The organism is Pseudomonas sp. JAI111 (genome assembly GCF_024809425.1).
Lineage (GTDB): Bacteria > Pseudomonadota > Gammaproteobacteria > Pseudomonadales > Pseudomonadaceae > Aquipseudomonas.
Genome location: NZ_JANUCB010000001.1, coordinates 594,913 through 618,330 on the forward strand (window position 1 = coordinate 594,913; position 23,418 = coordinate 618,330).

Consider the following 23,418-nt stretch of genomic DNA (forward strand, 5'->3'; position numbering starts at 1 on the left):
CAAAAGTTGGGACGCTTAACCGAAGAACCGTTGGCCGGTTTTGGCCATTTCACGCAGTTTTGCGGTCGGGTGGTACAGCGCGCCCAAATCAGCGTACTGGTCAGCCAGGGCAACGAACTCGGCAACACCGATCGAATCGATGTAGCGCAGCGCACCGCCACGGAATGGAGGGAAACCAATACCGTAGACCAGACCCATGTCGGCTTCGGCAGCAGTTTCGACGATGCCGTCTTCCAGGCAACGCACGGTTTCCAGGCACAGCGGGATCATCATCCAGTTGATGATGTCTTCGTCAGTGACTTCGCGCTGCTCGTAAACGATCGGCTTGAGCACTTCCAGCACCGACGGATCGGCCACCTTCTTCTGCTTGCCTTTCTTGTCGGTCTCGTAGGCGTAGAAGCCTTTGCCATTCTTCTGGCCCAGGCGCTTGGCTTCGTAGAGCACGTCGACAGCCGAGCGGCGGTCGTCTTTCATGCGGTCCGGGAAGCCTTCAGCCATAACGTCACGACCGTGGTGACCGGTGTCGATGCCGACCACGTCCATCAGGTAGGCAGGGCCCATCGGCCAGCCGAATTTTTCCATGACCTTGTCGATACGGACGAAGTCCACACCAGCGCTGACCAGCTTGGCGAAACCGCCGAAGTACGGGAACAGCACGCGGTTGACCAGGAAGCCCGGGCAGTCGTTGACGACGATCGGGTTCTTGCCCATTTTCTTGGCGTAGGCAACGGTGGTGGCAACCGCCAGCTCACTGGACTTCTCGCCACGAATCACTTCAACCAGCGGCATCATGTGCACCGGGTTGAAGAAGTGCATGCCGACGAAGTTTTCCGGACGCTTGAGGGCTTTGGCCAGCAAGGTGATGGAAATGGTCGAGGTGTTGGACGCGAGGATGGTGTCCTCTTTGACCTTGTCTTCGACTTCAGCCAGCACGGCTTGCTTGACCTTTGGGTTCTCGACGACAGCTTCAACCACCAGATCCACGTGACCGAAATCACCGTAGGACAGGGTCGGACGAATGCCGTTGAGCACTTCAGCCATTTTCGCCGGGGTCATGCGACCTTTATCAACGCGGCCAACCAGCAGCTTGGCGGCTTCAGCCAGACCTTGCTCGATGCCGTGCTCGTTGATGTCCTTCATCAGGATCGGAGTGCCTTTGGACGCCGACTGATAGGCGATACCGCCGCCCATGATGCCAGCGCCCAATACGGCAGCCTGCTTCACGTCCTTGGCGATTTCGTCGTAGGCCTTGGCCTTTTTCTTCAGTTCCTGATCGTTCAGGAACAGACCGATCAAGCTCTGCGCGGCAGAGGTCTTGGCCAGTTTGACGAAACCGGCCGCCTCGACTTCCAGCGCCTTGTCACGACCGAAGTTCGCGGCTTTCTGGATGGTCTTGATCGCTTCAACCGGCGCCGGGTAGTTAGGGCCCGCTTGCCCGGCAACGAAACCTTTGGCGGTTTCGAAAGCCATCATTTGTTCGATGGCGTTCAGCTTGAGCTTTTCCAGCTTCGGCTGACGCTTGGCCTTGTAGTCGAACTCGCCGGAGATGGCGCGCTTGATCAGCTCAAGGGCTGCTTCCTGCAGCTTCTCAGGTGCAACCACTGCATCGACGGCGCTGACTTTCAGTGCGTCTTCAGGACGGTTTTCCTTGCCGGAGGCAATCCACTCGATGGCGTTGTCGGCACCGATCAGGCGCGGCAGGCGCACGGTGCCGCCGAAGCCAGGGTAGATGCCCAGCTTCACTTCCGGCAGACCGATCTTGGCCTTGGTCGACATGACGCGATAGTCCGCCGCCAGGCACATTTCCAGACCGCCACCCAGGGCGATACCGTTGATCGCGGCGACAGTCGGGACGTTGAGGTCTTCGAAATCGCTGAAAATCTTGTTGGCTTCCAGATTGCCAGCAACAAGCTCGGCATCAGGCAGCTTGAAGTTCTCGACAAATTCGGTGATGTCGGCGCCGACGATGAAGACGTCCTTGCCACTGCTGACGATCACACCCTTGATCGAAGCATCTGCCTTGATGGTGTCTACGGCCTGACGCAGTTCGTTCAGGGTTAGACGGTTGAACTTGTTGACGGACTCACCCTTGAGGTCGAATTTCAATTCGACGATGCCACTTTCAAGAGCCTTAACCGTGATGGCTTTACCTTCGTAAATCATCAACTGATCTCCACGATATGGAAGCTGAACAGTACACGTCGGACGCAGGCAAATGGCTTGGCAGGACGTTTAACGTCGATGCTACGCCCATCCACCCGGCACACCCGCCAACGCGATAGTCGGGATTCTGTAGGAGCATTCTGAAAACAAACGCTCAATTCATACGCCCGTTTGATTTGGGTACGCCACCTTCACGGAATTTCCGACAATTGTCAATCGCCCAAAATACGGGTTGAAACGCGACTTTGCGGTCACTTCCGTACTGCGAAGATCTTCAACACGCGGATGCATGTCTAGCCATTCATAGAATCAATAGTTAGAAAAGTCGCCCTAATTCGCTGCAGCCTTTGTTTAACAAGCTACGCTGGCAGGAACCTGAGGAAAAAATATCAACGCTGTTGGCGAATGCCCGGCGAAGATTTGGCGACGCAAAGAATTACCGGCCTGCCTGGCCAACCCCGCCCGATGATGATGTCGGGCTTTTTATTGCCTGTCTGTCGGAGGTTTCGCGCCATTGCAGCGCGAAATGTCCACGGGTCATGCCAGCGCTTTCAGCACCGCATCAATGTCCTGCAATACTGTCGCTTCTCCTTTTTCGCCCCAATACAGCGTAATCATTTGCTTGTCCGCCTCAACCTTGTAGACATTGGCTGGCAATTTTTCGAAATGATTGAGCAGTGCCTGATCTTCACAGACTTCCTGCCACTGATTCACCCACACACCCGGCGACTTTTGCCAGTAGCTCCAGCACGCGGGCTGATTGCCACGACGCGGCCGATGGTACTGGGCACAAGGGCTTGGCGGCTCCTGACTCAGCCAGTGCGGCCACTCTTGCGGTGCCAGTTGCATGGACAGCCCGATGCGTCGCGCCTCCATGCGCAACGCCATTCGACCACTCTGCCCGCGAGACGGGCGCAACCATGCCAGCGGGCTCAGTACCACCAGCAGGATTGACACCACTATCCAGACCGTCATATCTGTACTCCCGATTCTTGATGGGCGCTTTGAGTCACTTTGGAACCAATGCGCTTGAAACCAGCCATACTTACCAATATTGCAATCCTCAGGAGGAGCACCTCATGCCCTACACCCACATTCTGGTCGCTGTAGACCTAACCGAAGAGTGCGACCCTGTCATCCACCGTGCTCGCGAGCTGTCAGTGAGTAGCGGTGCGAAATTATCCCTGGTGCACATCGTCGAACCCATGGCCATGGCCTTTGGCGGCGACGTCCCCATGGACCTGTCACAACTGCAACAACAACAGTTTGATCAGGCCAAGGAGCGTCTGGACCGGCTGATCGTGAAATACCCGGAACTCTCCAAGGAATACAGCCACCTGACCTACGGCCAGCCACGCCAGGAGATCCACCACCTGGCCAAGGAGCAAACCTGCGACCTGATCGTGGTGGGTAGCCATGGTCGACACGGCCTCGCACTGCTGCTGGGCTCGACCGCCAATGACGTGCTGCACGGTGCGCCTTGCGATGTACTCGCGGTTCGCCTGATCAAGAGCTAACCGCGCCACAGGGCACCTACAACAGCCTGTAGATCGCAATCCATACAAAAAGCCCGGCGCTCATCACTGAGCGCCGGGCTTTTTTATCGCAGGGTCAATCAGGCATCCAGCTCGGCCCAGCGCTCGACCATCACGTCCAGTTCAGCCTGCAACTGTTCCAGCTGGGCGATTACCGCTGCTGTCTCCGTCGCCGGACGCTGATAGAAAGCCGTATCTGCCATCTGAGCTTCAACGGTAGCGATCTGCTTTTCCATGACTTCAATCTGGCCCGGCAACATTTCCAGCTCACGCTGCAATTTGTAGCTGAGCTTTTTCTTCGCCACCGGTGCTTCGACCGCTGCTGCCACCGGCGCTGCTTCGACAGTCACGACCGCGGAGGTCAAGTCGGCCTTGCCGGATTTGCTTTCGGTCACGCCCAACAGACGCGGCGAACCGCCCTGACGCAACCAGTCCTGATAACCACCGACGTATTCGCGAACCTTGCCTTCACCTTCGAAGACCAGGGTGCTGGTCACCACGTTGTCGAGGAATGCCCGGTCGTGGCTGACCATCAGCACGGTGCCGTTGAAGGTCAGCAAGACCTCTTCCAACAGCTCGAGGGTTTCCACGTCGAGGTCGTTGGTCGGTTCGTCGAGGACCAGCAGGTTGGCCGGCTTGCTGAACAGTTTCGCCAGCAGCAGGCGCGCACGCTCACCACCCGACAGCGCCTTGACCGGCGTGCGGGCACGCTGCGGGCTGAACAGGAAGTCGCCGAGGTAGCTCAGGACGTGACGGCTCTGACCGTCGATATCGATGAAGTCGCGACCTTCGGCAACGTTGTCGATCACGGTCTTTTCCAGATCCAGCTGATGGCGCAACTGGTCGAAATAGGCCACGTCGATGCGCGTCCCCTCCTCCACTGTGCCGCTGGTCGGTTGCAGACCACTGAGCATCAACTTGAGCAATGTGGTCTTGCCGGTACCGTTGGCGCCGAGCAGACCGATACGGTCGCCGCGCGTCAGGACCATCGAGAAGTCCTTGATCAGGAACGGGCCACCCGGGTGAGCGAAGCTCACGTTCTCGAGAACCATTACCTGCTTGCCGGACTTGTCAGCGGTGTCCAACTGAATGTTGGCCTTGCCGGTGCGTTCACGACGCTCGCTACGCTCGACGCGCAGGGCTTTCAAGGCGCGTACGCGGCCTTCGTTACGGGTGCGACGCGCCTTGATGCCCTGGCGGATCCAGACTTCTTCCTGGGCCAGCTTCTTGTCGAACAGCGCGTTGGCGGTCTCTTCAGCCGCCAGCGAGGCTTCTTTGTGAACGAGGAAACTGGCGTAGTCGCCATTCCAGTCGATCAGGCCACCGCGATCCAGTTCCAGAATGCGGGTGGCGAGGTTCTGCAGGAATGAACGGTCGTGCGTGATGAACAGCACGGCGCCCTGGAAATCCTTCAGCGCTTCTTCGAGCCAGGCAATCGCACCGATGTCCAGGTGGTTGGTGGGTTCGTCGAGCAGCAGCAGGTCCGGTTCGGAAACCAGGGCCTGAGCCAGCAGGACGCGACGACGCCAGCCGCCGGACAATTGGGCGAGGGTTTTGTCGGCCGGCAATTGCAGACGGCTCAAGGTGCTGTCGACCAGTTGCTGCAGACGCCAGCCATCACGGGCTTCGAGGTCATGCTGGACATGCATCAGTTTGTCCAGGTCGGCATCGGTGACGATGTTCTGGCTCAGGTGGTGATACTGCGCGAGCAGCTCGCCGACACCGTCCAGGCCTTCGGCAACCACGTCGAACACGGTCCGCTCGTCGGCTACCGGCAATTCTTGCGGCAATTCGCCAATCTTTAGGCCTGGCGCACGCCAAACGGAGCCCTCATCGGGCTTCTGGTCGCCCTTGACGAGCTTCATCATGCTGGACTTGCCAGTGCCGTTGCGGCCGATGATGCACACCCGCTCTCCACGGGCGATCTGCCAGGACACCTTGTCCAACAACGGCATAGCGCCGAAAGCAAGGGACACATCGCTGAATTTGAGCAGGGTCATGAGCTTCTCCAAAAACCGGGCGCGTATTCTACCTGACTTGAGGCTTCAGAAGGCCGGCAATTTCACCTTCGTCTCACTCTGCATGACAATTGTTGCGAACTTGTGCCGCGAGGCCGGCAAAGCTTTCGCCCGTTGCTGGCAAAAGGCTAAGCTACAGATTATCCAGTGCGACTTACGTCAGCACTTGTCATGATTTTCTCTGCCCGGACGTCTCATGCGCAGTCGCCTTTTTAGTTTTTTATCTTGTTTGATTCTCTCTGCCGCTGCCGTTCAAACCGCCCAGGCGGTGGACCTGTCTACCCAACGTCAATATTACGATGAGGCCAAGCGTGCCCTGGCCAAGGGCGATACCGGCCCTTATTTCCGCTACAGCCAGGCCCTCAGCGATTATCCGCTGGAACCCTACCTGGCTTACGATGAGCTGACCGCTCGGCTGAAAACCGCCAGCAATGCCGAGATCGAAAAATTTCTGGCCGAACATGGTGACCTGCCGCAGGCCAACTGGATGAAACTGCGCTGGTTGCGCTGGCTGGCCGAGCGCGGTGACTGGGCGACTTTCGTCAAGTACTACGACCCCAAGCTCAACTTCACGGAGCTGGACTGCCTGAACGCGCAATATCAGATCGGTCACAACCAGAAAACCGAAGGCTACGCCAACGCGAATAAACTCTGGCTGACCGGCAAGTCCCAGCCCGCTGCGTGCGATGCACTGTTTGGGCAATGGGCCGCCGAAGGTCAGCTGACCGAACAGAAACGCTGGGAGCGCACCAAGCTCGCCGCCCAGGCGCGCAACTATCCGTTAGCCAACAGTCTGGTCAGCGGCCTGACGACCCTGGCCCCTCGAGGCCGCTTGCTGATCGATGTGGCGCAAAAACCCGAGCTGCTCAACCAGCCTTCGCGCTTCACCCCGGCCGATGAGCCAATGTCCGACGTGGTCAGCCTCGGCTTGCGCCGCCTGGCCCGCGAGGATCCCGACAAGGCCATGAACTTGCTGGATGGCTATGCCAGCAGCATGCATTTCTCCCGTGATGAGAAAGTGGCCATCGCCCGTGAAATCGGTTTGACCCTCGCCCGCCGCTTCGACCCTCGCGCGCTGGACGTCATGACCAAATATGACCCTGAGCTGCGCGACAACACCGTGTCGGAATGGCGCCTGCGCCTATTGCTGCGTCTGGCCCGCTGGGAAGATGCCTATCAGTTGACTCGCCGCCTGCCGCAGGATCTGGCGACCACCAATCGCTGGCGTTACTGGCAGGCTCGCAGCCTGGAACTGGCGCAGCCGCAGAACCCGGAAGCGCAAACGCTCTACAAGAACCTCGCCCGTGAGCGCGATTTCTACGGTTTCCTCGCCGCCGACCGTTCGCAGTCTCCGTACTCGCTGGCGAACAAGCCGCTGGTGCTGAGCCAGGCATTGATGAACAAGGTACGCAACACGCCGGGCATTCGTCGCGCCCTGGAGTTTCACGCCCGCGGGCAGATCGTCGATGGCCGTCGTGAGTGGTACCACGTCAGCCGGCACTTCAATCGGGATGAAATGGTCGCCCAGGCAAAACTGGCCTACGACCTGAAATGGTATTTCCCGGCGATCCGCACCATCAGCCAGGCGCAATACTGGGACGATCTGGACATTCGCTTCCCGATGGCCCACCGCGAAACCATGGTGCGTGAAGCCAAGGTCCGGGGCCTGCACTCGAGCTGGGTGTTTGCCATCACTCGTCAGGAAAGCGCCTTCATGGACGACGCCCGCTCCGGCGTCGGCGCCAGCGGCTTGATGCAACTGATGCCGGGCACCGCCAAGGAAACCGCGCGTAAATTCAGCATCCCGTTGGCCTCGCCGCAACAAGTGCTCGACCCGGACAAAAACATCCAGCTCGGCGCCGCCTATCTGAGCCAGGTTCACAGTCAGTTCAACGGCAACCGCGTCCTCGCCTCCGCCGCCTACAACGCCGGCCCTGGCCGCGTTCGTCAATGGTTGCGCGGCGCCGATCACCTGAGCTTCGACGTGTGGGTGGAGAGCATCCCGTTCGACGAAACCCGCCAGTACGTACAAAACGTGCTGTCGTACTCGGTGATCTACGGCCAGAAACTCAACTCGCCACAGCCACTGGTGGACTGGCATGAGCGGTATTTTGACGATCAGTGAAGCTGGTTTGACGCACTAAACAAAAATGCCCGCATCGATTGATGCGGGCATTTTTGTTTATGAACGTCTACACCGATTTGAGCCGTGTGGCAGTCTGTTTACCCTGCGAGGTCAGATGATACTTTTGAGCCGGGCTACTTGGCGATTCGGGATGGGTCATTTCAATCAAATCAGCAGCCAATGCAGGCTTGAGGTAGTTAGCCCGAAAGGTGGCCTTGTGCACCAAACCGACCTCAGCCATCAAGTCGTTGATTTTAAGCGGACCATTAACATGAAGCGCAGCCAACAACTTCCCTACTGGGTCGGTTACTAGGTCGGTTACTGGGTCGGTTACTGGGTCGGTTACTGCTTCAGTGGCGGCCGCCTCCTTCAACGCAACACTCAACGCTTGCAGCATGAACTCGACGAAAGGTGTCGATTCAGCCAACTGGTCTGCCGCCGACAATGCTGCGTAATAGGCATCCTGCTGCTCTCGAATAACCGCTTCGACTGGCAGATAAGCCAACACCGATCTCCATTGACTGAGTATCAAGGTTTGCCAGAGTCGCCCCATTCGACCATTTCCATCAGCGAAGGGATGAATGAACTCGAATTCGTAGTGGAACACGCAGCTGACAATCAAAGGATGCCAATCCGAATCCCCGAGCCATGCCAATAAATCGTCCATCAAGTGCGCAACACGACTCGGCGGCGGGGCCATGTGGACCAACTTTTCGCCACGGTAAATACCTACACCGGCTCGGCGAAACTGCCCACAGTCGTCAATCAATCCACCCATCAGCAACTCATGCGCCCGTAACAGGTCCGCGCGGCTGCACGACCGCCACTCAGGCATGGCCTCATAAGTCGCAAACGCATTACGCACTTCCTGGATTTCTCGCGGCAGGCCAAGTACGTCGCGTTCGCAACAGAGGTCGACATAATGCCCGAACCCGGCAGCATTCAGCAGATCTCGTTCATGCCGCTTCGTGCCCATCACTGAACTGCAACGCCGCCAGCCGCGCATACAGCGCATTGCTCGCAATCAGCTCATGATGCGTCCCCACCGCCACCAGTTTTCCCTGGTCCATCACCGCGATCCGGTCTGCGTTTTTCACTGTAGCCAAACGATGGGCGATGACCAGCGTGGTGCGGTTTTTCATCAGGCTTGGCAGGGCTTGCTGGATCAGGTGTTCGCTCTGTGCGTCGAGGGCGCTGGTGGCTTCGTCCAGCAGCAGGATCGGTGCGTCCACCAGCAGCGCCCGGGCGATGGCCAGGCGTTGACGCTGGCCGCCGGACAATCCGAGACCGCCGTCACCCAGGTGAGTCTGATAGCCATTGGGCATTTGCTCGATGAACTCATGGGCGTAGGCGATTTTTGCGGCTTCCTGGACCTGAGCCAGGGTTGCCGTCGGATTGCCGTAACGGATGTTCTCTTCGATGCTGCCGAAGAACAACGCCGGGTTTTGCGAGACCAGGGCGAAACAGCGGCGCAGGTCGAGGGGATCGAGCTGGGTCAGCGGCACGCCATCCAAAAGAATCTGCCCTGAGGCCGGATCGTAGAAACGCAGCAGCAGGTCATACACCGTTGACTTGCCAGCACCGGACGGACCGACCAAGGCGAGGGTTTCCCCGGCATTGATGGTGAGGCTCAAGCCATCGACGGCATAACTTTCCGGGCGTGAAGGATAGGAAAAGCGCACGTCTTGCAGAGCCAGATTGCCCTTTACCCGATCAGGCAGGGTCACCAGGCCAGTGGTTGGGGGCTGGATGATGTTTTCCGAACGCAGCAACTCGGCAATACGTTCCGCCGCCCCTGCCGCGCGCTGCAGCTCGCCGATCACTTCGCTCAACGTGCCGAAGGCGCTGCCGACAATCAGGCTGTAGAAGACAAATGCCGCCAGTTCCCCCGCCGAGATGCGCCCGGCGATCACGTCCATGCCGCCGACCCAGAGCATCACGCCGACGGCGCCCAGCACCAGCACGATCACCAACGTAATCAGCCAGGCCCGCTGGAAGATGCGTTTGCGAGCGGTGTCGAACGCCTCTTCAACGGTGACGGCAAATCGTTGCTCGTCCTGGACCTGGTGGTTGTAGGCTTGCACGGTTTTGATCTGGCCAAGGGTTTCGGAAACATAGCTGCCGATGTCGGCAATCCGGTCCTGACTCAGGCGCGACAAACTGCGCACCCGGCGACCGAAGATCAGGATCGGCGCGATCACCAGGGGCAGCGCCACCACCACGATACTGGTGAGTTTGGGGTTGGTGATGAACAGCAAGACGATCCCGCCGATCACCATCAGCAAATTGCGCAAAAACAGCGACAACGAAGAGCCGATCACCGATTGCAGCAACGTCGTGTCGGCGGTCAGGCGTGACTGAATCTCGGAACTGCGATTGTCTTCGTAGAAACCCGGATGCAGATAAACCAGGTGATTGAACACTTGCCGGCGGATGTCCGCGACAACGCGCTCGCCGATCCAGGACACCAGATAAAAGCGCGCAAAGGTGCCGATCGCCAGCCCCACCACCAACACCATGAACAGGCCGATGGACTGGTTGAGCAAGTGCGGCGACTGGGTCATGAACCCCTGATCCACCAACAACCGAATTCCCTGCCCCATGGACAAGGTGATGCCGGCGGTGACGATCAACGCAAGCAAAGCGCCGAAGGCTTGCCAACGATAGGGGACCAGAAATCGCAGGGTAAGGCGGAGCGCGCGGCGGTGACGGGCAGAGAGCATCGAGGTTTTCCAGGTACGCATCGGATGGGCTCAGCCTACACCGCTCAACGTGGGCTGAAACGCTGTAAATCACAATGAGTCACTTTAATTATGTCCGCAGAGACTAGGCGCTAGACGCTATTGGTCTAAAGTGCAGGTGGCAACGTTCGGGAATTTCTGGTGGAGTGGAGTTGCCGATCTGGAAAGACCGTAGGGAGTTGTCACAGCCCGGTCACCTGGCGGTTTTAAAGTAGGCGCACAACCTGAAGAGGAGACAGGCCATGTCCTTGCAACACAGCAGCGATGACAAGATTCAAGTGATCCGCACACAGCCCGACCAGTCTCTGGGTTGCTCGATTATTGATGAGAATGGGCGCGAAGTACCGATCACTGAAGACATGATCCAGAACGCTTGCCGCGAACTGGAAAAGCGATTGGTCAAGCCTGCCGAACAAGAGTGATATAGCCACCGTCTTCTTGACCCGGCACTGATGGCCGGGTTTTTTATGGGTGCTTTCTGGAAATTGTGGCGCGACCATCGCGAGCAAGCTCGCTCCCACAAGAAATCTCCAGCGAATACAGCTTTTGCGTACCACAAATCAATGTGGGAGCGAGCCTGCTCGCGATGGCGCCAACCCCATTTTTCAGACAGTCAACGCACCCAAAGCCGACACAATCTTCAGCAACTCAGGCGAATCCCCCTCGATCCGCACCTTGAGCCCATCGATCTCGCGCCGCTGCGGATAATGCTTGCGCAACGCATCAAACGCCGCACGCTGCTCGCTCACATTGCCGACAAGGCTACGACGGAAATCCGCATCGTCGCGGCGCGGGTCGTACACGCCGCGGCACAGCATCGCTAGTGCCCAGGCTGGATCGCTTTCGGCGCTCAGGGTGACCTGCGACAACCACGGCGCCGGCAGCAAATCGCTCAAACTGACCTGCGGCGCTTGCCCGATAAATTCGCAATACGCCTGGTAGATCTGCGCCGTCCCGCGCTGTTTGCCATCAAGGCTGTAACCGGCAATGTGCGGTGTCGCCAAAACGCAGAGCTCGGCGAGCGCCACATCGACTTCGGGCTCACCTTCCCAAACGTCGAGCACCGCTTGCAGGTCTTCACGCTGCATCAACACTTGGCGCAGGGCGGCGTTATCCACCACCGGGCCACGACTGGCGTTGATCAGCCAGGCGCCGTGCTTGAGCTGGTTCAGGCGGTTTCTGTCGAACAGATGCCAGGTCGACTGGGCGCCGTGTTTCTTTAAAGGGGTGTGCAGGCTGATGACGTCGCACTGTTCGATGATCTGTTCAAGACTGACGTAATCGCCGCCTTCAGCGGCTTGCCTTGGTGGATCGCACACCAGCACGTTCCAGCCCAGGCCACGCAAAACCTTGACCAGGCGACCACCGACTTCGCCGGCACCGATCACGCCGTAAGTGCGCTGGTTCAGGTCGACGCCCTCGATCTCGGCCAGGGTCAACAGACTGCCGAGCACGTAGTCGACCACGCCGCGGGCATTGCAGCCAGGTGCGCTGGACCAAGTGATGCCAGCGCTCTGAAAGTAGTCCAGGTCCAGGTGATCGGTGCCGATGGTGCAGGTGCCGACAAAACGCACCTTGCTGCCTTCAAGCAGCGCGCGGTTGACGTTGGTCACCGAACGCACCAGCAATACATCGGCCTGCTCGACAGTGGCGCGGTCGATGGAGCGTCCCGGCACTCGGCGGATTTCGCCGAAACGTTCGAAGAAGGCATCGAGCAGCGGGATATTTTCGTCGGCAACAATCAGCATGGCAGGCTCCTTTGGGGGATCGGCAGTTTAGGCGTAGATGAAGGTGATGGGCCACCCGGGATGCATAAAGATCCGCAAACCGCTTACAAATCCCTAACACAGGACTTTTCCTGACCGCAGCGTCAACGCGTAGAATGCGCCGCCTCGCGCCTCAAAATCTTTGGACGTTTCGCCCTTGAATTCCGTGACTGACCGCCCCGCCGCTACTTCCCTCACCCGCCCGGCCCGGGTTCGCCTGGAGCTCAGAACCCTGCTCGCGCTCGCGCTGCCGATCATGATCGCGCAGTTGGCAACCACCGCCATGGGCTTCGTCGATGCGGTGATGGCCGGTCGGGTCGGACCGCGCGATCTGGCGGCGGTGGCGCTTGGCAACTCGATCTGGGTGCCGGTGTTCCTGCTGATGACCGGCACGCTGCTGGCCACCACCCCGAAAGTCGCCCAGCGTTTCGGCGCCGGCACCCACAGCGAGATTGGTCCGATCGTGCGTCAGGCGCTGTGGCTGGCATTGGTCGTGGGCCTGATGGCGACGGCCATGCTGTTCAGCGCCGAACCGATCCTGCACAAGATGAAGGTCGATCCAGAGCTGATCGGCCCGTGCATGCAGTACCTGCACGGCATCGCCAGCGGCCTGCCCGCCGTTGCCATCTACCATGTGTTGCGCTGCTTCAGTGACGGCCTGGGCCGCACACGCCCGGCGATGGTCCTGGGCCTGTGCGGCCTGGCGCTGAACATTCCGCTGAACTACGTCTTCATCTACGGCCACTTCGGTGTGCCCGCCATGGGCGGTGTTGGCTGTGGCTGGGCCACGGCGATCGTGATGTGGGTGATGGCGCTGGGGATGGCCGGCTGGGAGCGCTGGGCACCGGCCTACCAGTCGAGTCAGTTGTTCAGCCGTTTTGACTGGCCACAATGGTCAGTGATCAAACGCCTGCTGGGCATCGGCCTGCCCATCGGCATTGCGGTGTTCGCCGAGTCGAGCATTTTCGCGGTGATCGCCCTGCTGATTGGCAGCCTCGGCGCCACAGTGGTTGCCGGACATCAGATCGCGCTGAACTTCAGCTCGCTGGTGTTCATGATCCCCTACTCCCTGGGCATGGCCGTGACGGTTCGGGTCGGCCAGGCACTCGGGCGCCAGGAACCACGCGAGGCGCGCTTCGCTGCCGGGGTCGGCATGGGCACGGCGCTGGCTTACGCGTGTATTTCGGCGAGCATGATGCTGGTGCTGCGCGAACACATCGCAACGATCTATATGGCTGATCCGACAGTGATTCGCGTGGCGTCGATGCTGATTGTGTATTCGGCGCTGTTCCAGTTTTCTGATGCGATCCAGGTGACCGCGGCCGGCGCGTTGCGCGGTTATCAGGACACGCGGGTGACGATGATCCTGACGCTGTTCGCCTATTGGGGGATCGGTTTGCCGGTGGGTTACGCCTTGGGCTTGACCGACTGGTTCGGCACACCGAGCGGCCCGAGCGGGCTGTGGCAGGGATTGATCGTGGGCTTGAGCTGCGCGGCGCTGATGCTGTCGATCCGCCTCACGCGTAGCGCACGCAAGCGGATCCGCATCAGCTCTTCGGCGGGTTAAGCGAGTTTCTTGCGGATCCAGTACAGGTAAGTGCCCGCCTCTTCGTGCTGCGCGACCAGTTCGTGGTCGAGAAACACGCAGAATTTGGGAATGTCGCGACGGGTCGAGGGATCGGTCGCGATGACCTTGAGCAGGCCGCCAGGCACCAGGTCACGGATGTGCTGGTGCAGCATCATCACCGGTTCCGGGCAATTCAGGCCGGTGGCGTCGAGGGTGCCGTCTACCGGCGTATCAAGCATTTCACTCATGATTAACTCCTGAAACTGGCCGGCATTGTCTCGCATTGCCGGGTGTTCGGTCATCTATTGCGTTACGCGTTGATCGTTCCCACGCTCCGCGTGGGAATGCATCCCGTGACGCTCTGCGTCACATCCAAAGGCGGAACGCAGAGCGTCCCCGGCGGCATTCCCACGCGGAGCGTGGGAACGATCAGTGCACAACTTCAGCGGGATTTGGGTTTCTTTACGTCAAGCCGGCGCAAATGGCAGGTCACTTCCTCGCGGTCGTGATAGAGCTGCTTGCAGCCGATCTCGACCCGAATGCCACGGGCCTTGAAGCCATCGGCAATCCGCTCCAGCAAACGCTTCACTTCGGCATAACGCTGTTTCATTGGCAACTTGAGATTGACCACCGCTTCGCGGCAATGCCCCTCGCCAATCCACTCTTCGAGCATCGCGGCGTTACGCGCCGGTTTCTCGACGATGTCGCAGACCATCCAGTCCACTGGCTGCTTGGGCTTGAAAGTGAAACCGTCGGCCATCAAGTGCTGCACCAGGCCGGTGTCCATCAGGCTTTCGGCCATTGGCCCGTTGTCGATGGCGGTCACCAGCATGCCACGATTGACCAGCTGCCAGGTCCAGCCACCGGGCGCGGCGCCGAGGTCGACGCCGGTCATGTCACTGTGCAAGCGCTCATCCCACTGATCGCGGGGGATGAAGTGGTGCCAGGCCTCTTCCAGTTTAAGCGTCGAACGGCTTGGCGCTTCACGCGGGAACTTCAGGCGTGGAATGCCCATCGGCCACATCGCCGAGTTGTTCGACTCGGCCAGGCCCATGAATACTTCGCGGCCACTTTTGAACGTCAGCAGCAGGCGTGGCTTGTGGGCGTCTTCGACCAACTTGCCCGCCGCCATCAGCGCCTTGCGCAGGTGAACTTCGAATTTCTTGCAGAAGTTTGAAAGCTCTTTGCCATCATTGGTGTCGACCATTTCCAGCCACAGGCTCCCGCACAGCGGGAAGTCGGCCATGTGCGCGAGGATCACGCTGATGCGGTCGGTTTCCGGCAGGTCAATGAAGATCCCGCGAGCCCATTGGCGTGGAAAGATCAACTCGGCAAACCGTTGGCCGCGCATCAAGCGCTCGGCGCCGTCTTCTTCGGTGCAGATGAACTCGGCAAAGGCGCTGGCGGTCTTGGCCTTGGCATAACCAGCCACGTTCAGCCGTGCGGCATGTTCGGAAATCTCGGAACAGACTTCGCCTTCGAAGCCTGGCCGGCAATGCATAAAGAGGGTGTTCATTGTTACTCCTGGGCAGATGGCGAGGAATTCAGCCACTGCGCGATGCCCAGACTTGCGTTGAAGCAAAGCCTGTCACGAAAACCGGCGCATGATAGCCGAGATCGGAACCTTGGACTTATCCATAGAGTCCAGTTATTAGCTTTAACGCTCAAACAGGGCTAGGTTGAATGCTCTGTCCGTCCCCTCAGTCCGCAGCCGTGCGGACTCAAAGGAGTGATCGCAATGCCGTCCCTCGATAGCCTTAAATCCCTTAAAACCCTGCAAGTCGACGACAAGACCTATCATTATTTCAGTCTGCCCGACGCTGCCAAGAGCCTCGGTGACCTCGACAAATTACCGATGTCGTTGAAAGTGCTGTTGGAAAACCTGCTGCGCTGGGAGGACGAAAAAACCGTCTCCGGCGCCGACCTGCGAGCGATTGCCGCCTGGCTCAAAGAGCGACGCTCCGATCGCGAAATCCAGTACCGCCCCGCGCGAGTACTGATGCAGGACTTTACCGGCGTGCCCGCCGTAGTCGACCTGGCCGCCATGCGCGCCGCCATGGCCAAGGCCGGCGGCGATCCGCAGCGGATCAACCCGTTGTCGCCGGTGGACCTGGTGATCGACCACTCGGTGATGGTCGACAAGTTCGCCAGCGCCAGTGCCTTCGAGCAGAACGTCGATATCGAAATGCAGCGCAACGGCGAACGTTACGCCTTCCTGCGCTGGGGCCAGAGCGCTTTCGACAACTTCAGCGTGGTGCCGCCGGGCACCGGCATTTGCCACCAGGTGAACCTTGAATACCTGGGCCGCACCGTCTGGACCAAGGATGAGGACGGCCGCACCTATGCCTTCCCCGACACCCTGGTCGGCACCGATTCCCACACCACCATGATCAATGGCCTCGGCGTGCTCGGCTGGGGCGTCGGCGGGATCGAAGCGGAAGCGGCGATGCTCGGGCAACCGGTGTCGATGCTGATTCCGGAAGTGATCGGCTTCAAATTGACCGGCAAGCTCAAGGAAGGCATCACCGCCACCGACCTGGTGCTGACCGTCACGCAGATGCTGCGCAAAAAAGGCGTGGTCGGCAAATTCGTCGAATTCTACGGCGACGGCCTCGCCGACCTGCCGCTCGCCGACCGCGCGACCATCGCCAACATGGCCCCGGAATACGGCGCCACCTGCGGTTTCTTTCCGGTGGACGACATCACCCTCGAATACTTGCGCCTGTCGGGGCGCCCACTGGAAACCGTGAAACTGGTCGAGGCCTACAGCAAAGCCCAGGGCCTGTGGCGGTTGCCGGGCCAGGAGCCGGTGTTCACCGACACCCTGGCGCTGGACATGGCCAGCGTCGAAGCCAGTCTTGCCGGGCCAAAACGCCCACAAGACCGCGTCTCGCTGCCGAATGTCGCGCAAGCGTTCAGCGACTTCATCGAGCTGCAATTCAAACCCACCAGCAAGGAAGTCGGTCGCCTCGAAAGTGAAGGTGGCGGTGGCGTTGCGGTGGGTAATGCCGATATGGCCGGTGAAGCCGACTACGAATACGACGGCCAGGTCTACCGGTTGAAAAACGGCGCGGTGGTGATCGCGGCTATCACCTCGTGCACCAACACGTCCAACCCGAGCGTGATGATGGCCGCGGGCCTCGTGGCCAAGAAAGCCGTGGAGAAAGGCCTCAAGCGCAAACCGTGGGTCAAGAGTTCGCTGGCCCCTGGCTCCAAAGTGGTCACCGACTATTACAAGGCTGCAGGCCTCACTCAATACCTGGATGAGCTGGGTTTTGCCCTGGTCGGCTACGGCTGCACCACCTGCATCGGCAACTCCGGGCCTTTGCCGGAGCCGATTGAAAAAGCCATTCAGGCTGCCGACCTGACCGTCGCCTCGGTGCTGTCGGGCAATCGCAACTTCGAAGGACGCGTGCACCCGCTGGTGAAAACCAACTGGCTGGCGTCCCCACCGCTGGTCGTTGCCTACGCGCTGGCCGGCACGGTACGCATCGACATCAGCAGCGAGCCTTTGGGCACTGACAAGGATGGCAACCTGATTTACCTGCGGGACATTTGGCCGAGCACCAAGGAAATCGCGGATGCGGTAAACCAAGTCAACACCGCCATGTTCCACAAGGAATACGCCGAAGTGTTTGCCGGTGACGAGCAGTGGCAGGCCATTGAAGTGCCGCAAGCGGCGACTTATGTCTGGCAGGACGATTCGACCTACATCCAGCACCCACCGTTCTTCGATGACATCGGCGGGCCACCGCCGGTGGTCAAGGATGTCGCTGCGGCGAGGATTCTCGCGCTGCTCGGCGATTCGGTGACCACCGACCACATCTCCCCCGCGGGCAACATCAAGGCTGACAGTCCTGCTGGCCATTACCTGCGCGAAAAAGGCGTGGAGCCTCGGGACTTCAACTCCTACGGCTCGCGTCGCGGCAACCACGAAGTGATGATGCGCGGCACCTTCGCCAACATCCGTATTCGCAACGAAATGCTCGGCGGTGAAGAAGGCGGCAACACCATTTACATCCCCACCGGGGAAAGGATGCCGATTTACGATGCCGCCATGCGCTATCAAGCGTCGGGCACGCCGCTGGTGGTGATCGCCGGTCAGGAATACGGCACGGGTTCGAGCCGCGACTGGGCGGCCAAGGGCACCAATCTGCTGGGGGTGAAAGCGGTCATAGCCGAAAGCTTCGAGCGCATCCACCGTTCCAACCTTGTGGGCATGGGCGTGTTGCCGCTGCAGTTCAAGCTGGATCAGAACCGCAAGAGCCTGAACCTCACCGGCAAGGAAACCCTGGATATCCTGGGTTTGACTGGCGTCGAGCTGACGCCGCGAATGAACCTGACCCTGGTAATCACCCGCGAAGATGGCCAGCGCGAGAAAGTCGAGGTGTTGTGCCGGATCGACACGCTCAACGAAGTGGAATACTTCAAGTCAGGGGGGATTTTGCATTACGTGTTGCGGCAGTTGATTGCGTCGTGATCCACCGCTGACAAAAACACCGCCTTCGGGCGGTGTTTTTTGTTGTGTGGATATTTCGTCTCTATAATCGCCGCGCTTTTGTATGCCGGACACCACCGTCACTGTGGGAGCGAGCTTGCTCGCGATAGCGGTGTATCAGGGAATATTGAAGTTGAATGCGATGACGTTATCGCGAGCAGGCTCGCCCCCACAGGGGTTATGTGTCGAGCGCCAATCCCCTGAACAACACCTTCCACAGGGAACCGCGGTGCCGGCCAGTTTCTGGACACAAGGACTTCCAATGATTGCCCTGCCATGGATGTATCTGGCCCTCCTCTCCCTCGGCTACACCCTCGCACTGGCCTACGGTCACCTTGGCGGGCTCGCCGGCATTTCCTTTGCGTTGCTGCTGATTGCCGGTTTTGCCGTTCGCCAACAACTGGTTCCCGTCGCTCGCTACCTGGGTCACGGGGTGTTCATTATCCTGGCCCTGGCGCTGGCGACGCACTGGCTGCCGGGTTTCTACAACGGTCGCGCTATCGACCCGCAACGCTTCACCGATGATGCCGTGCAGTTCGCCATGTACCTGAATCTGGACAAATCCCTGATCGGTTTCTGGTTACTGCTGGTTTGCCCGTGGATCATCGGCCGGCACTCGCTGCGCCGCTCCCTGACTGCCACCGCACTCGCACTGCCCCTGAGCGCCGTGCTCGCCTTGGGGGGCGCGCTATTGCTGGGCGTAATCCATTGGGCACCGAAATGGCCGGACCAAGCCGGGTTGTGGGTGCTGAACAACCTGTTGCTGGTGACGCTGGTGGAGGAAGCCTTGTTTCGCGGTTATATCCAAGGCAGCCTGAGCCGGTTTTTGAAACACCGACCCTACGGCGAACATCTGGCGTTACTGCTTGCTTCACTGTTATTTGGCCTGGTGCATGCGGGTGCCGGCGCGCAATGGGTGCTTCTGGCGAGCCTGGCGGGTGTCGGCTATGGTCTGGCCTACCGTTTTGGCGGCTTGGGCGCGGCCATCGCCACCCATTTCGGCCTGAACGTGCTGCATTTCGCGCTGTTCACGTATCCGATGCTCGCCGGCTGATGCAATGGCTGTTTTGCGACGCGCTGCTGATTATCGAAAAATAATTTCAATAAATTCCTGACACCGCCGACAACCTCTCAAAGCCTTGCGGATTGAAAAAGCCATGCGTAATAACCAGCCCATCACACAGCGCGAACGGACCTTCCCGGCTCAGCAACGGTTGATTTCCACCACCGATGCCAAGGGCGTGATCACCTACTGCAACGACGCCTTTGTCGAAATCAGCGGGTTTTCTCGTGAAGAGCTGATCCGTGCGCCGCACAACCTGGTCCGTCACCCAGACGTGCCGGCGGCGGTGTTCGCGCACATGTGGGGCACACTGAAACAAGGCTTGCCATGGATGGGCATTGTCAAGAATCGCTGCAAGAGCGGGGATCATTACTGGGTTAACGCCTACGTGACGCCCGTGTTCGAAGGCAATCAGGTGATCGGGTACGAGTCGGTGCGGATCAAACCCACCGCCGAACAGATCCGCCGTGCCGAAGCGCTTTACCAACGCATCAATCAGGGCAAGTCGCCGATTCCTTCAAGGGACAAATGGCTGCCGGTGCTTCAGGACTGGCTGCCGTTCATTCTGGTCAGCCAGCTGAGCTTCATGATCGGCGCCACGCTGACGTCCCAATGGGGCTTTGCCCTGGCTGCCGGCCTTTCCGTTCCGTTGGGGCTGATGGGCTTGAGCTGGCAACAGCGCGGCCTCAAACGCCTGCTGGTCCTGGCCGGGCAAACCACTTCCGACCCGTTGATCGCACAGATGTATACCGACAGCCGCGGTGCGCAAGCGCGCCTGGAGATGTCGATCCTCAGCCAGGAAGCACGCCTGAAAACCTGCCTGACCCGTCTGCAGGACACCGCCGAACACCTCACCGAGCAAGCGAAGCAGTCCGACGCGTTGGCGCACAACAGCTCCACAGGCCTGGAACGGCAACGCGTTGAAACCGAGCAAGTGGCCACTGCCGTCAACCAAATGGCCGCCACTACTCAGGAAGTCGCCAGCCACGTGCAACGCACCGCCGATGCGACTCAGGAAGCCAATCGCCTGACCGGTCGCGGTCGCGACATCGCAGGCGAAACCCGCGATGCCATTCAGCGCTTGTCGGTGGTAGTCGGTGAGACCGGCATGACCGTGACCCAACTGGCCAAGGACAGCGACGAAATCGGTGGCGTGGTCGATGTGATCAAAGGCATCGCCGACCAGACCAACCTGCTGGCCTTGAACGCCGCCATCGAAGCGGCCCGAGCCGGCGAAATGGGCCGTGGTTTTGCGGTGGTGGCCGACGAAGTGCGCCAACTGGCGCAACGCACCAGCGAATCCACCGGACAGATCCACGCCCTGATCGCCAAGCTGCAACAGACCGCCAGCACCGCCGTGCAAACCATGGAAGCCGGGCATCGCCAGGCTGAAGAAGGCGTGGCGCGGGTACTGGAAGCGGATCAGGCGCTGGTGGGAATCAGCGAAGCGGTGGCCAACATCACCGACATGACCACGCAGATTGCTGCGGCAACCGAAGAGCAAAGTGCAGTTGCCGAAGAAATCAGCCGCAACATCAGCAACATCTCGCACTTGGCAGACCAGACCTCGGAACAGGCGCAGAACTCGGCGTTATTGAGTGAAGAGCTGACCAAAACCGCGAATACCCAGTATTCGTTGGTGGAGCGGTTTAACCGCTAAAAGCAAAAGATCGCAGCCTGCGGCAGCTCCTACAGGGAAATGCATTCCAATGTAGGAGCTGCCGCAGGCTGCGATCTTTTGATCTTGCTCTTCATTCAACAAAAGCCCGGAAAGCGAAAGCTCCCGGGCTTTTTATTGACCTGCTGAAACGTCAATCGCCAGTGCCACCGATTACTGCGGCAAACGAAGCCTGTCCAGCAATCGATTGACCAGCAGCTCGTTCAACATGATCAGCTGTTGCAGCGCCAGCAGCGGTTTGCGCTCCGGACCTCTCACCGAGTTGGCGATATTGCCGGCCATGGCATTGGCCGACGACAGCGATTCACTGGCTTCGACGAGCAGCGTTTCGTCATCCAGCGTGGGGTCGACCTGGTAGATGGGGCGGGTCTTGGGTGGGAAGTACTTCGGGATTTCGGGGCAGAGGTAATAGTCGAGTGCGCGGTCGGCGGCTTCTTTTGTCTTTTGAGATTCGAGCTCGGGATCGTGGGAGGTTGGATCGGTTTCTGGTGGGTTGGGTGTGGCTTTGAACATAGGTGTAACTCCTATTGCAGACTTCAAGGAGCCATCACCCACGCTACCAAACGATGGGTGGCGGCCATACGCGGGTTGGTAGACCGGCTGCAATAGGAACCCGGCGCTCACGAATGAGCCCCACGCATGACCACCATAAAACCGAGCCCCATGAAAAGGGACTGCATACGGTGTTGCCATACAGCTATTACAGACGGGCTACCAAACCCGATCACTGTTTTTCAGTGACAAGGAAACGATATATCCCTCTCCAAGCTGCGTAAGCCGGCGGATTCTGGCGTACGCGTAGGTAACGACGCAAGGTGTTGTAGCCCTTATGGCGTAACGGTTCGTGTACTTTAAACGTGCTCGCAAAGTTGCGTTTATGCCCTCCCCGCCCTACAGCAAAACCGGAATCGACTGACTTGTGCGCCAAAGGAGCAGGCCGCATCGTTCGCACTCATCACGAATTCAAAATCGGGAAACACCAATGAACACCACCAGAAAGAACGACAGAAAACCTGTTCGCGATGAACTGAGTTTTCTCGATGTCCGGCAAGCCGTGGTTGATGGACAGAAAGCGTTCGATGAATTTGTGATCTCTGGCGAGTTGCCTGTTGCGAAGCAGCACAATTCGGCATTGCTGAGTGCTCCAGGCTCATTGCTTGTTGGTGGCGCGGTTTAACCGCTGATTGAGTAAGTGATAACAAAAAAACGGATAGTGAGAGCTACCCGTTTTTTTGTTTTTGACTTGGCGTTATTCGCGATTACTGCGGCAAACGAAGCCTGTCCAGCAATCGATTGACCAGCAGCTCGTTCAACATGATCAGCTGTTGCAGCGCCAGCAGCGGTTTGCGCTCCGGACCTCTCACCGAGTTGGCGATATTGCCGGCCATGGTATTGGCCGACGACAGCGATTCACTGGCTTCGACGAGCAGCGTTTCGTCATCCAGCGTGGGGTCGACCTGGTAGATGGGGCGGGTCTTGGGTGGGAAGTACTTCGGGATTTCGGGGCAGAGGTAATAGTCGAGTGCGCGGTCGGCGGCTTCTTTTGTCTTTTGAGATTCGAGCTCGGGATCGTGGGAGGTTGGATCGGTTTCTGGTGGGTTGGGTGTGGCTTTGAACATAGGTGTAACTCCGGTTTCGAATTTTAGGAGCCATCACCCTCGCTACCAAACGAAGGGTGGTGGCCATACGCGGGTTGGTAGACCGGTCGAAACGGGAAACCCGGCGCTCACAAAGGAGCCCCACGCATGCCCACCATAAAAATCTGAGCCCCAAATAAAGGACTGCATACGGTGACGCCATACGACGGTTTCGAAGCGGGCTACCAAACCCGATCACTGTTTTTCAGTGACAGGGATACGATATAGCCCACCCCATAGCCGCGTAAGCCGGCGGATTCTGGCGTACGCGTAGGCAACGACGCAAGGTGTTGTAGCCCTTATGGCGTAACGGTTCGTGTACTTTAAACGTGCTCTCGGGATTACGTTTATGCACAGACAGCGGCCGGATATTTCCCTGATCCCTTGATGTGATCTGGTCAGACCGCTTTCGGCAGATCGCCGCCCGGAGCAAGCTCGCTTGCACATTTAGATGGGGACACCAGTAAAAAATTGGTCGGCTGTCAGGCCGCCATCGCTGGCAGGCCAGCTCCCACAGTTGGGTTGAGTGCATTCAATTAGAAATTGGTTGGCTGGCAAGCCGCCATCGCTGGCAGGCCAGCTCCCACAGTTGGGTTGAGTGCATTCAATTAGAAATTGGTTGGCTGG

General features: G+C 59.1%; 17 protein-coding genes and 1 pseudogene. 8 read left to right on the forward strand and 10 right to left on the reverse strand.

The window, feature by feature from the left end:
• Nucleotides 1–15 precede the first annotated feature (15 nt).
• A complete protein-coding gene (gene fadB / locus HNR03_RS02890; RefSeq protein ID WP_222585457.1) occupies nucleotides 16–2,163 on the reverse strand; it encodes a fatty acid oxidation complex subunit alpha FadB in 2,148 nt (715 codons plus the stop codon).
• 537 nt (nucleotides 2,164–2,700) lie between these two features.
• Nucleotides 2,701–3,138 carry a hypothetical protein gene (locus tag HNR03_RS02895; RefSeq protein WP_090182090.1) on the reverse strand — a complete coding sequence of 146 codons (438 nt, stop codon included), beginning with the start codon at nucleotides 3,136–3,138 and terminating at the stop codon, nucleotides 2,701–2,703.
• Between the two features lie 104 nt (nucleotides 3,139–3,242).
• Here HNR03_RS02895 and HNR03_RS02900 point away from each other — a divergent pair, with 104 nt between their 5' ends.
• Nucleotides 3,243–3,680, forward strand: coding sequence for a universal stress protein (locus HNR03_RS02900; protein ID WP_090182088.1), 438 nt, complete (start codon nucleotides 3,243–3,245; stop codon nucleotides 3,678–3,680).
• A 98-nt stretch (nucleotides 3,681–3,778) separates the two neighbouring features.
• Here the strand turns inward: HNR03_RS02900 and HNR03_RS02905 are convergent, their stop codons facing one another.
• Complete coding sequence (locus tag HNR03_RS02905) at nucleotides 3,779–5,698, reverse strand: ATP-binding cassette domain-containing protein (RefSeq protein WP_259150551.1); 1,920 nt, start codon at nucleotides 5,696–5,698, stop codon at nucleotides 3,779–3,781.
• A gap of 214 nt (nucleotides 5,699–5,912) precedes the next feature.
• Between HNR03_RS02905 and HNR03_RS02910 the strand changes: the two genes are divergently transcribed.
• Nucleotides 5,913–7,841, forward strand: coding sequence for a transglycosylase SLT domain-containing protein (locus HNR03_RS02910; protein ID WP_259150552.1), 1,929 nt, complete (start codon nucleotides 5,913–5,915; stop codon nucleotides 7,839–7,841).
• 67 nt (nucleotides 7,842–7,908) lie between these two features.
• Here the strand turns inward: HNR03_RS02910 and HNR03_RS02915 are convergent.
• A pseudogene (locus HNR03_RS02915) lies at nucleotides 7,909–8,736 on the reverse strand (Fic family protein); the annotation flags it as partial.
• Nucleotides 8,737–8,797: 61 nt separating this feature from the next.
• A complete protein-coding gene (locus HNR03_RS02920; RefSeq protein ID WP_259150554.1) occupies nucleotides 8,798–10,585 on the reverse strand; it encodes an ABC transporter transmembrane domain-containing protein in 1,788 nt (595 codons plus the stop codon).
• 239 nt (nucleotides 10,586–10,824) lie between these two features.
• On the opposite strand from HNR03_RS02920, the gene HNR03_RS02925 reads away from it, so the two are divergent.
• Complete coding sequence (locus HNR03_RS02925) at nucleotides 10,825–11,004, forward strand: PA1571 family protein (protein WP_222585452.1); 180 nt, start codon at nucleotides 10,825–10,827, stop codon at nucleotides 11,002–11,004.
• 183 nt (nucleotides 11,005–11,187) lie between these two features.
• Here the strand turns inward: HNR03_RS02925 and pdxB are convergent, their stop codons facing one another.
• A complete protein-coding gene (gene pdxB / locus HNR03_RS02930) occupies nucleotides 11,188–12,330 on the reverse strand; it encodes a 4-phosphoerythronate dehydrogenase PdxB (protein WP_259150555.1) in 1,143 nt (380 codons plus the stop codon).
• 175 nt (nucleotides 12,331–12,505) lie between these two features.
• Between pdxB and HNR03_RS02935 the strand changes: the two genes are divergently transcribed.
• Nucleotides 12,506–13,915, forward strand: coding sequence for an MATE family efflux transporter (locus tag HNR03_RS02935; RefSeq protein WP_259150556.1), 1,410 nt, complete (start codon nucleotides 12,506–12,508; stop codon nucleotides 13,913–13,915).
• Here HNR03_RS02935 and tusA read toward each other — a convergent pair.
• Together tusA and rlmM are read right to left on the reverse strand one after the other, a co-directional pair.
• Nucleotides 13,912–14,163: a sulfurtransferase TusA gene (tusA, locus tag HNR03_RS02940; RefSeq protein ID WP_007945068.1), complete on the reverse strand. Its 252-nt coding sequence runs from the start codon at nucleotides 14,161–14,163 to the stop codon at nucleotides 13,912–13,914. The two genes, HNR03_RS02935 and tusA, sit on opposite strands and share 4 nt — an antisense overlap.
• A 194-nt stretch (nucleotides 14,164–14,357) precedes the next feature.
• Entirely contained in the window at nucleotides 14,358–15,431 is a 1,074-nt protein-coding gene (gene rlmM / locus HNR03_RS02945; RefSeq protein ID WP_222585449.1) for a 23S rRNA (cytidine(2498)-2'-O)-methyltransferase RlmM, read from the reverse strand.
• A gap of 222 nt (nucleotides 15,432–15,653) precedes the next feature.
• Here rlmM and acnA point away from each other — a divergent pair, with 222 nt between their 5' ends.
• The 3 genes from acnA to HNR03_RS02960 all read left to right on the forward strand — a co-directional run bounded on the left by acnA (nucleotide 15,654) and on the right by HNR03_RS02960 (nucleotide 21,136).
• On the forward strand, nucleotides 15,654–18,395 hold the full coding sequence (acnA, locus tag HNR03_RS02950; RefSeq protein ID WP_259150563.1) for an aconitate hydratase AcnA: 2,742 nt from the start codon (nucleotides 15,654–15,656) through the stop codon (nucleotides 18,393–18,395).
• Between the two features lie 280 nt (nucleotides 18,396–18,675).
• Complete coding sequence (locus HNR03_RS02955) at nucleotides 18,676–19,467, forward strand: CPBP family intramembrane glutamic endopeptidase (RefSeq protein WP_259150565.1); 792 nt, start codon at nucleotides 18,676–18,678, stop codon at nucleotides 19,465–19,467.
• A 103-nt stretch (nucleotides 19,468–19,570) separates the two neighbouring features.
• Nucleotides 19,571–21,136, forward strand: coding sequence for a PAS domain-containing methyl-accepting chemotaxis protein (locus tag HNR03_RS02960; protein WP_259150567.1), 1,566 nt, complete (start codon nucleotides 19,571–19,573; stop codon nucleotides 21,134–21,136).
• Between the two features lie 171 nt (nucleotides 21,137–21,307).
• Here the strand turns inward: HNR03_RS02960 and HNR03_RS02965 are convergent, their stop codons facing one another.
• Nucleotides 21,308–21,667 (reverse strand): DUF6124 family protein, encoded by a 360-nt coding sequence (locus HNR03_RS02965; RefSeq protein WP_259150571.1) that lies wholly within the window; start codon nucleotides 21,665–21,667, stop codon nucleotides 21,308–21,310.
• Nucleotides 21,668–22,136: 469 nt separating this feature from the next.
• On the opposite strand from HNR03_RS02965, the gene HNR03_RS02970 reads away from it, so the two are divergent.
• Nucleotides 22,137–22,331: a hypothetical protein gene (locus HNR03_RS02970; RefSeq protein WP_259150574.1), complete on the forward strand. Its 195-nt coding sequence runs from the start codon at nucleotides 22,137–22,139 to the stop codon at nucleotides 22,329–22,331.
• An 82-nt stretch (nucleotides 22,332–22,413) separates the two neighbouring features.
• On the opposite strand, the gene HNR03_RS02975 is transcribed toward HNR03_RS02970, so the two are convergent.
• A complete protein-coding gene (locus tag HNR03_RS02975; RefSeq protein WP_259150575.1) occupies nucleotides 22,414–22,773 on the reverse strand; it encodes a DUF6124 family protein in 360 nt (119 codons plus the stop codon).
• Between the last annotated feature and the right edge of the window lie 645 nt (nucleotides 22,774–23,418).

Excerpts from the sequence above, each read along its gene's own strand:
- fadB (WP_222585457.1), bottom strand. The coding sequence starts at position 2,163 with ATGATTTACGAAGGTAAAGCCATCACGGTTAAGGCTCTTGAAAGTGGC.
- HNR03_RS02895 (WP_090182090.1), bottom strand. The coding sequence starts at position 3,138 with ATGACGGTCTGGATAGTGGTGTCAATCCTGCTGGTGGTACTGAGCCCG.
- HNR03_RS02900 (WP_090182088.1), top strand. The coding sequence starts at position 3,243 with ATGCCCTACACCCACATTCTGGTCGCTGTAGACCTAACCGAAGAGTGC.
- HNR03_RS02905 (WP_259150551.1), bottom strand. The coding sequence starts at position 5,698 with ATGACCCTGCTCAAATTCAGCGATGTGTCCCTTGCTTTCGGCGCTATG.
- HNR03_RS02910 (WP_259150552.1), top strand. The coding sequence starts at position 5,913 with ATGCGCAGTCGCCTTTTTAGTTTTTTATCTTGTTTGATTCTCTCTGCC.
- HNR03_RS02920 (WP_259150554.1), bottom strand. The coding sequence starts at position 10,585 with ATGCGTACCTGGAAAACCTCGATGCTCTCTGCCCGTCACCGCCGCGCG.
- HNR03_RS02925 (WP_222585452.1), top strand. The coding sequence starts at position 10,825 with ATGTCCTTGCAACACAGCAGCGATGACAAGATTCAAGTGATCCGCACA.
- pdxB (WP_259150555.1), bottom strand. The coding sequence starts at position 12,330 with ATGCTGATTGTTGCCGACGAAAATATCCCGCTGCTCGATGCCTTCTTC.
- tusA (WP_007945068.1), bottom strand. The coding sequence starts at position 14,163 with ATGAGTGAAATGCTTGATACGCCGGTAGACGGCACCCTCGACGCCACC.
- rlmM (WP_222585449.1), bottom strand. The coding sequence starts at position 15,431 with ATGAACACCCTCTTTATGCATTGCCGGCCAGGCTTCGAAGGCGAAGTC.
- acnA (WP_259150563.1), top strand. The coding sequence starts at position 15,654 with ATGCCGTCCCTCGATAGCCTTAAATCCCTTAAAACCCTGCAAGTCGAC.
- HNR03_RS02955 (WP_259150565.1), top strand. The coding sequence starts at position 18,676 with ATGATTGCCCTGCCATGGATGTATCTGGCCCTCCTCTCCCTCGGCTAC.
- HNR03_RS02960 (WP_259150567.1), top strand. The coding sequence starts at position 19,571 with ATGCGTAATAACCAGCCCATCACACAGCGCGAACGGACCTTCCCGGCT.
- HNR03_RS02965 (WP_259150571.1), bottom strand. The coding sequence starts at position 21,667 with ATGTTCAAAGCCACACCCAACCCACCAGAAACCGATCCAACCTCCCAC.
- HNR03_RS02970 (WP_259150574.1), top strand. The coding sequence starts at position 22,137 with ATGAACACCACCAGAAAGAACGACAGAAAACCTGTTCGCGATGAACTG.
- HNR03_RS02975 (WP_259150575.1), bottom strand. The coding sequence starts at position 22,773 with ATGTTCAAAGCCACACCCAACCCACCAGAAACCGATCCAACCTCCCAC.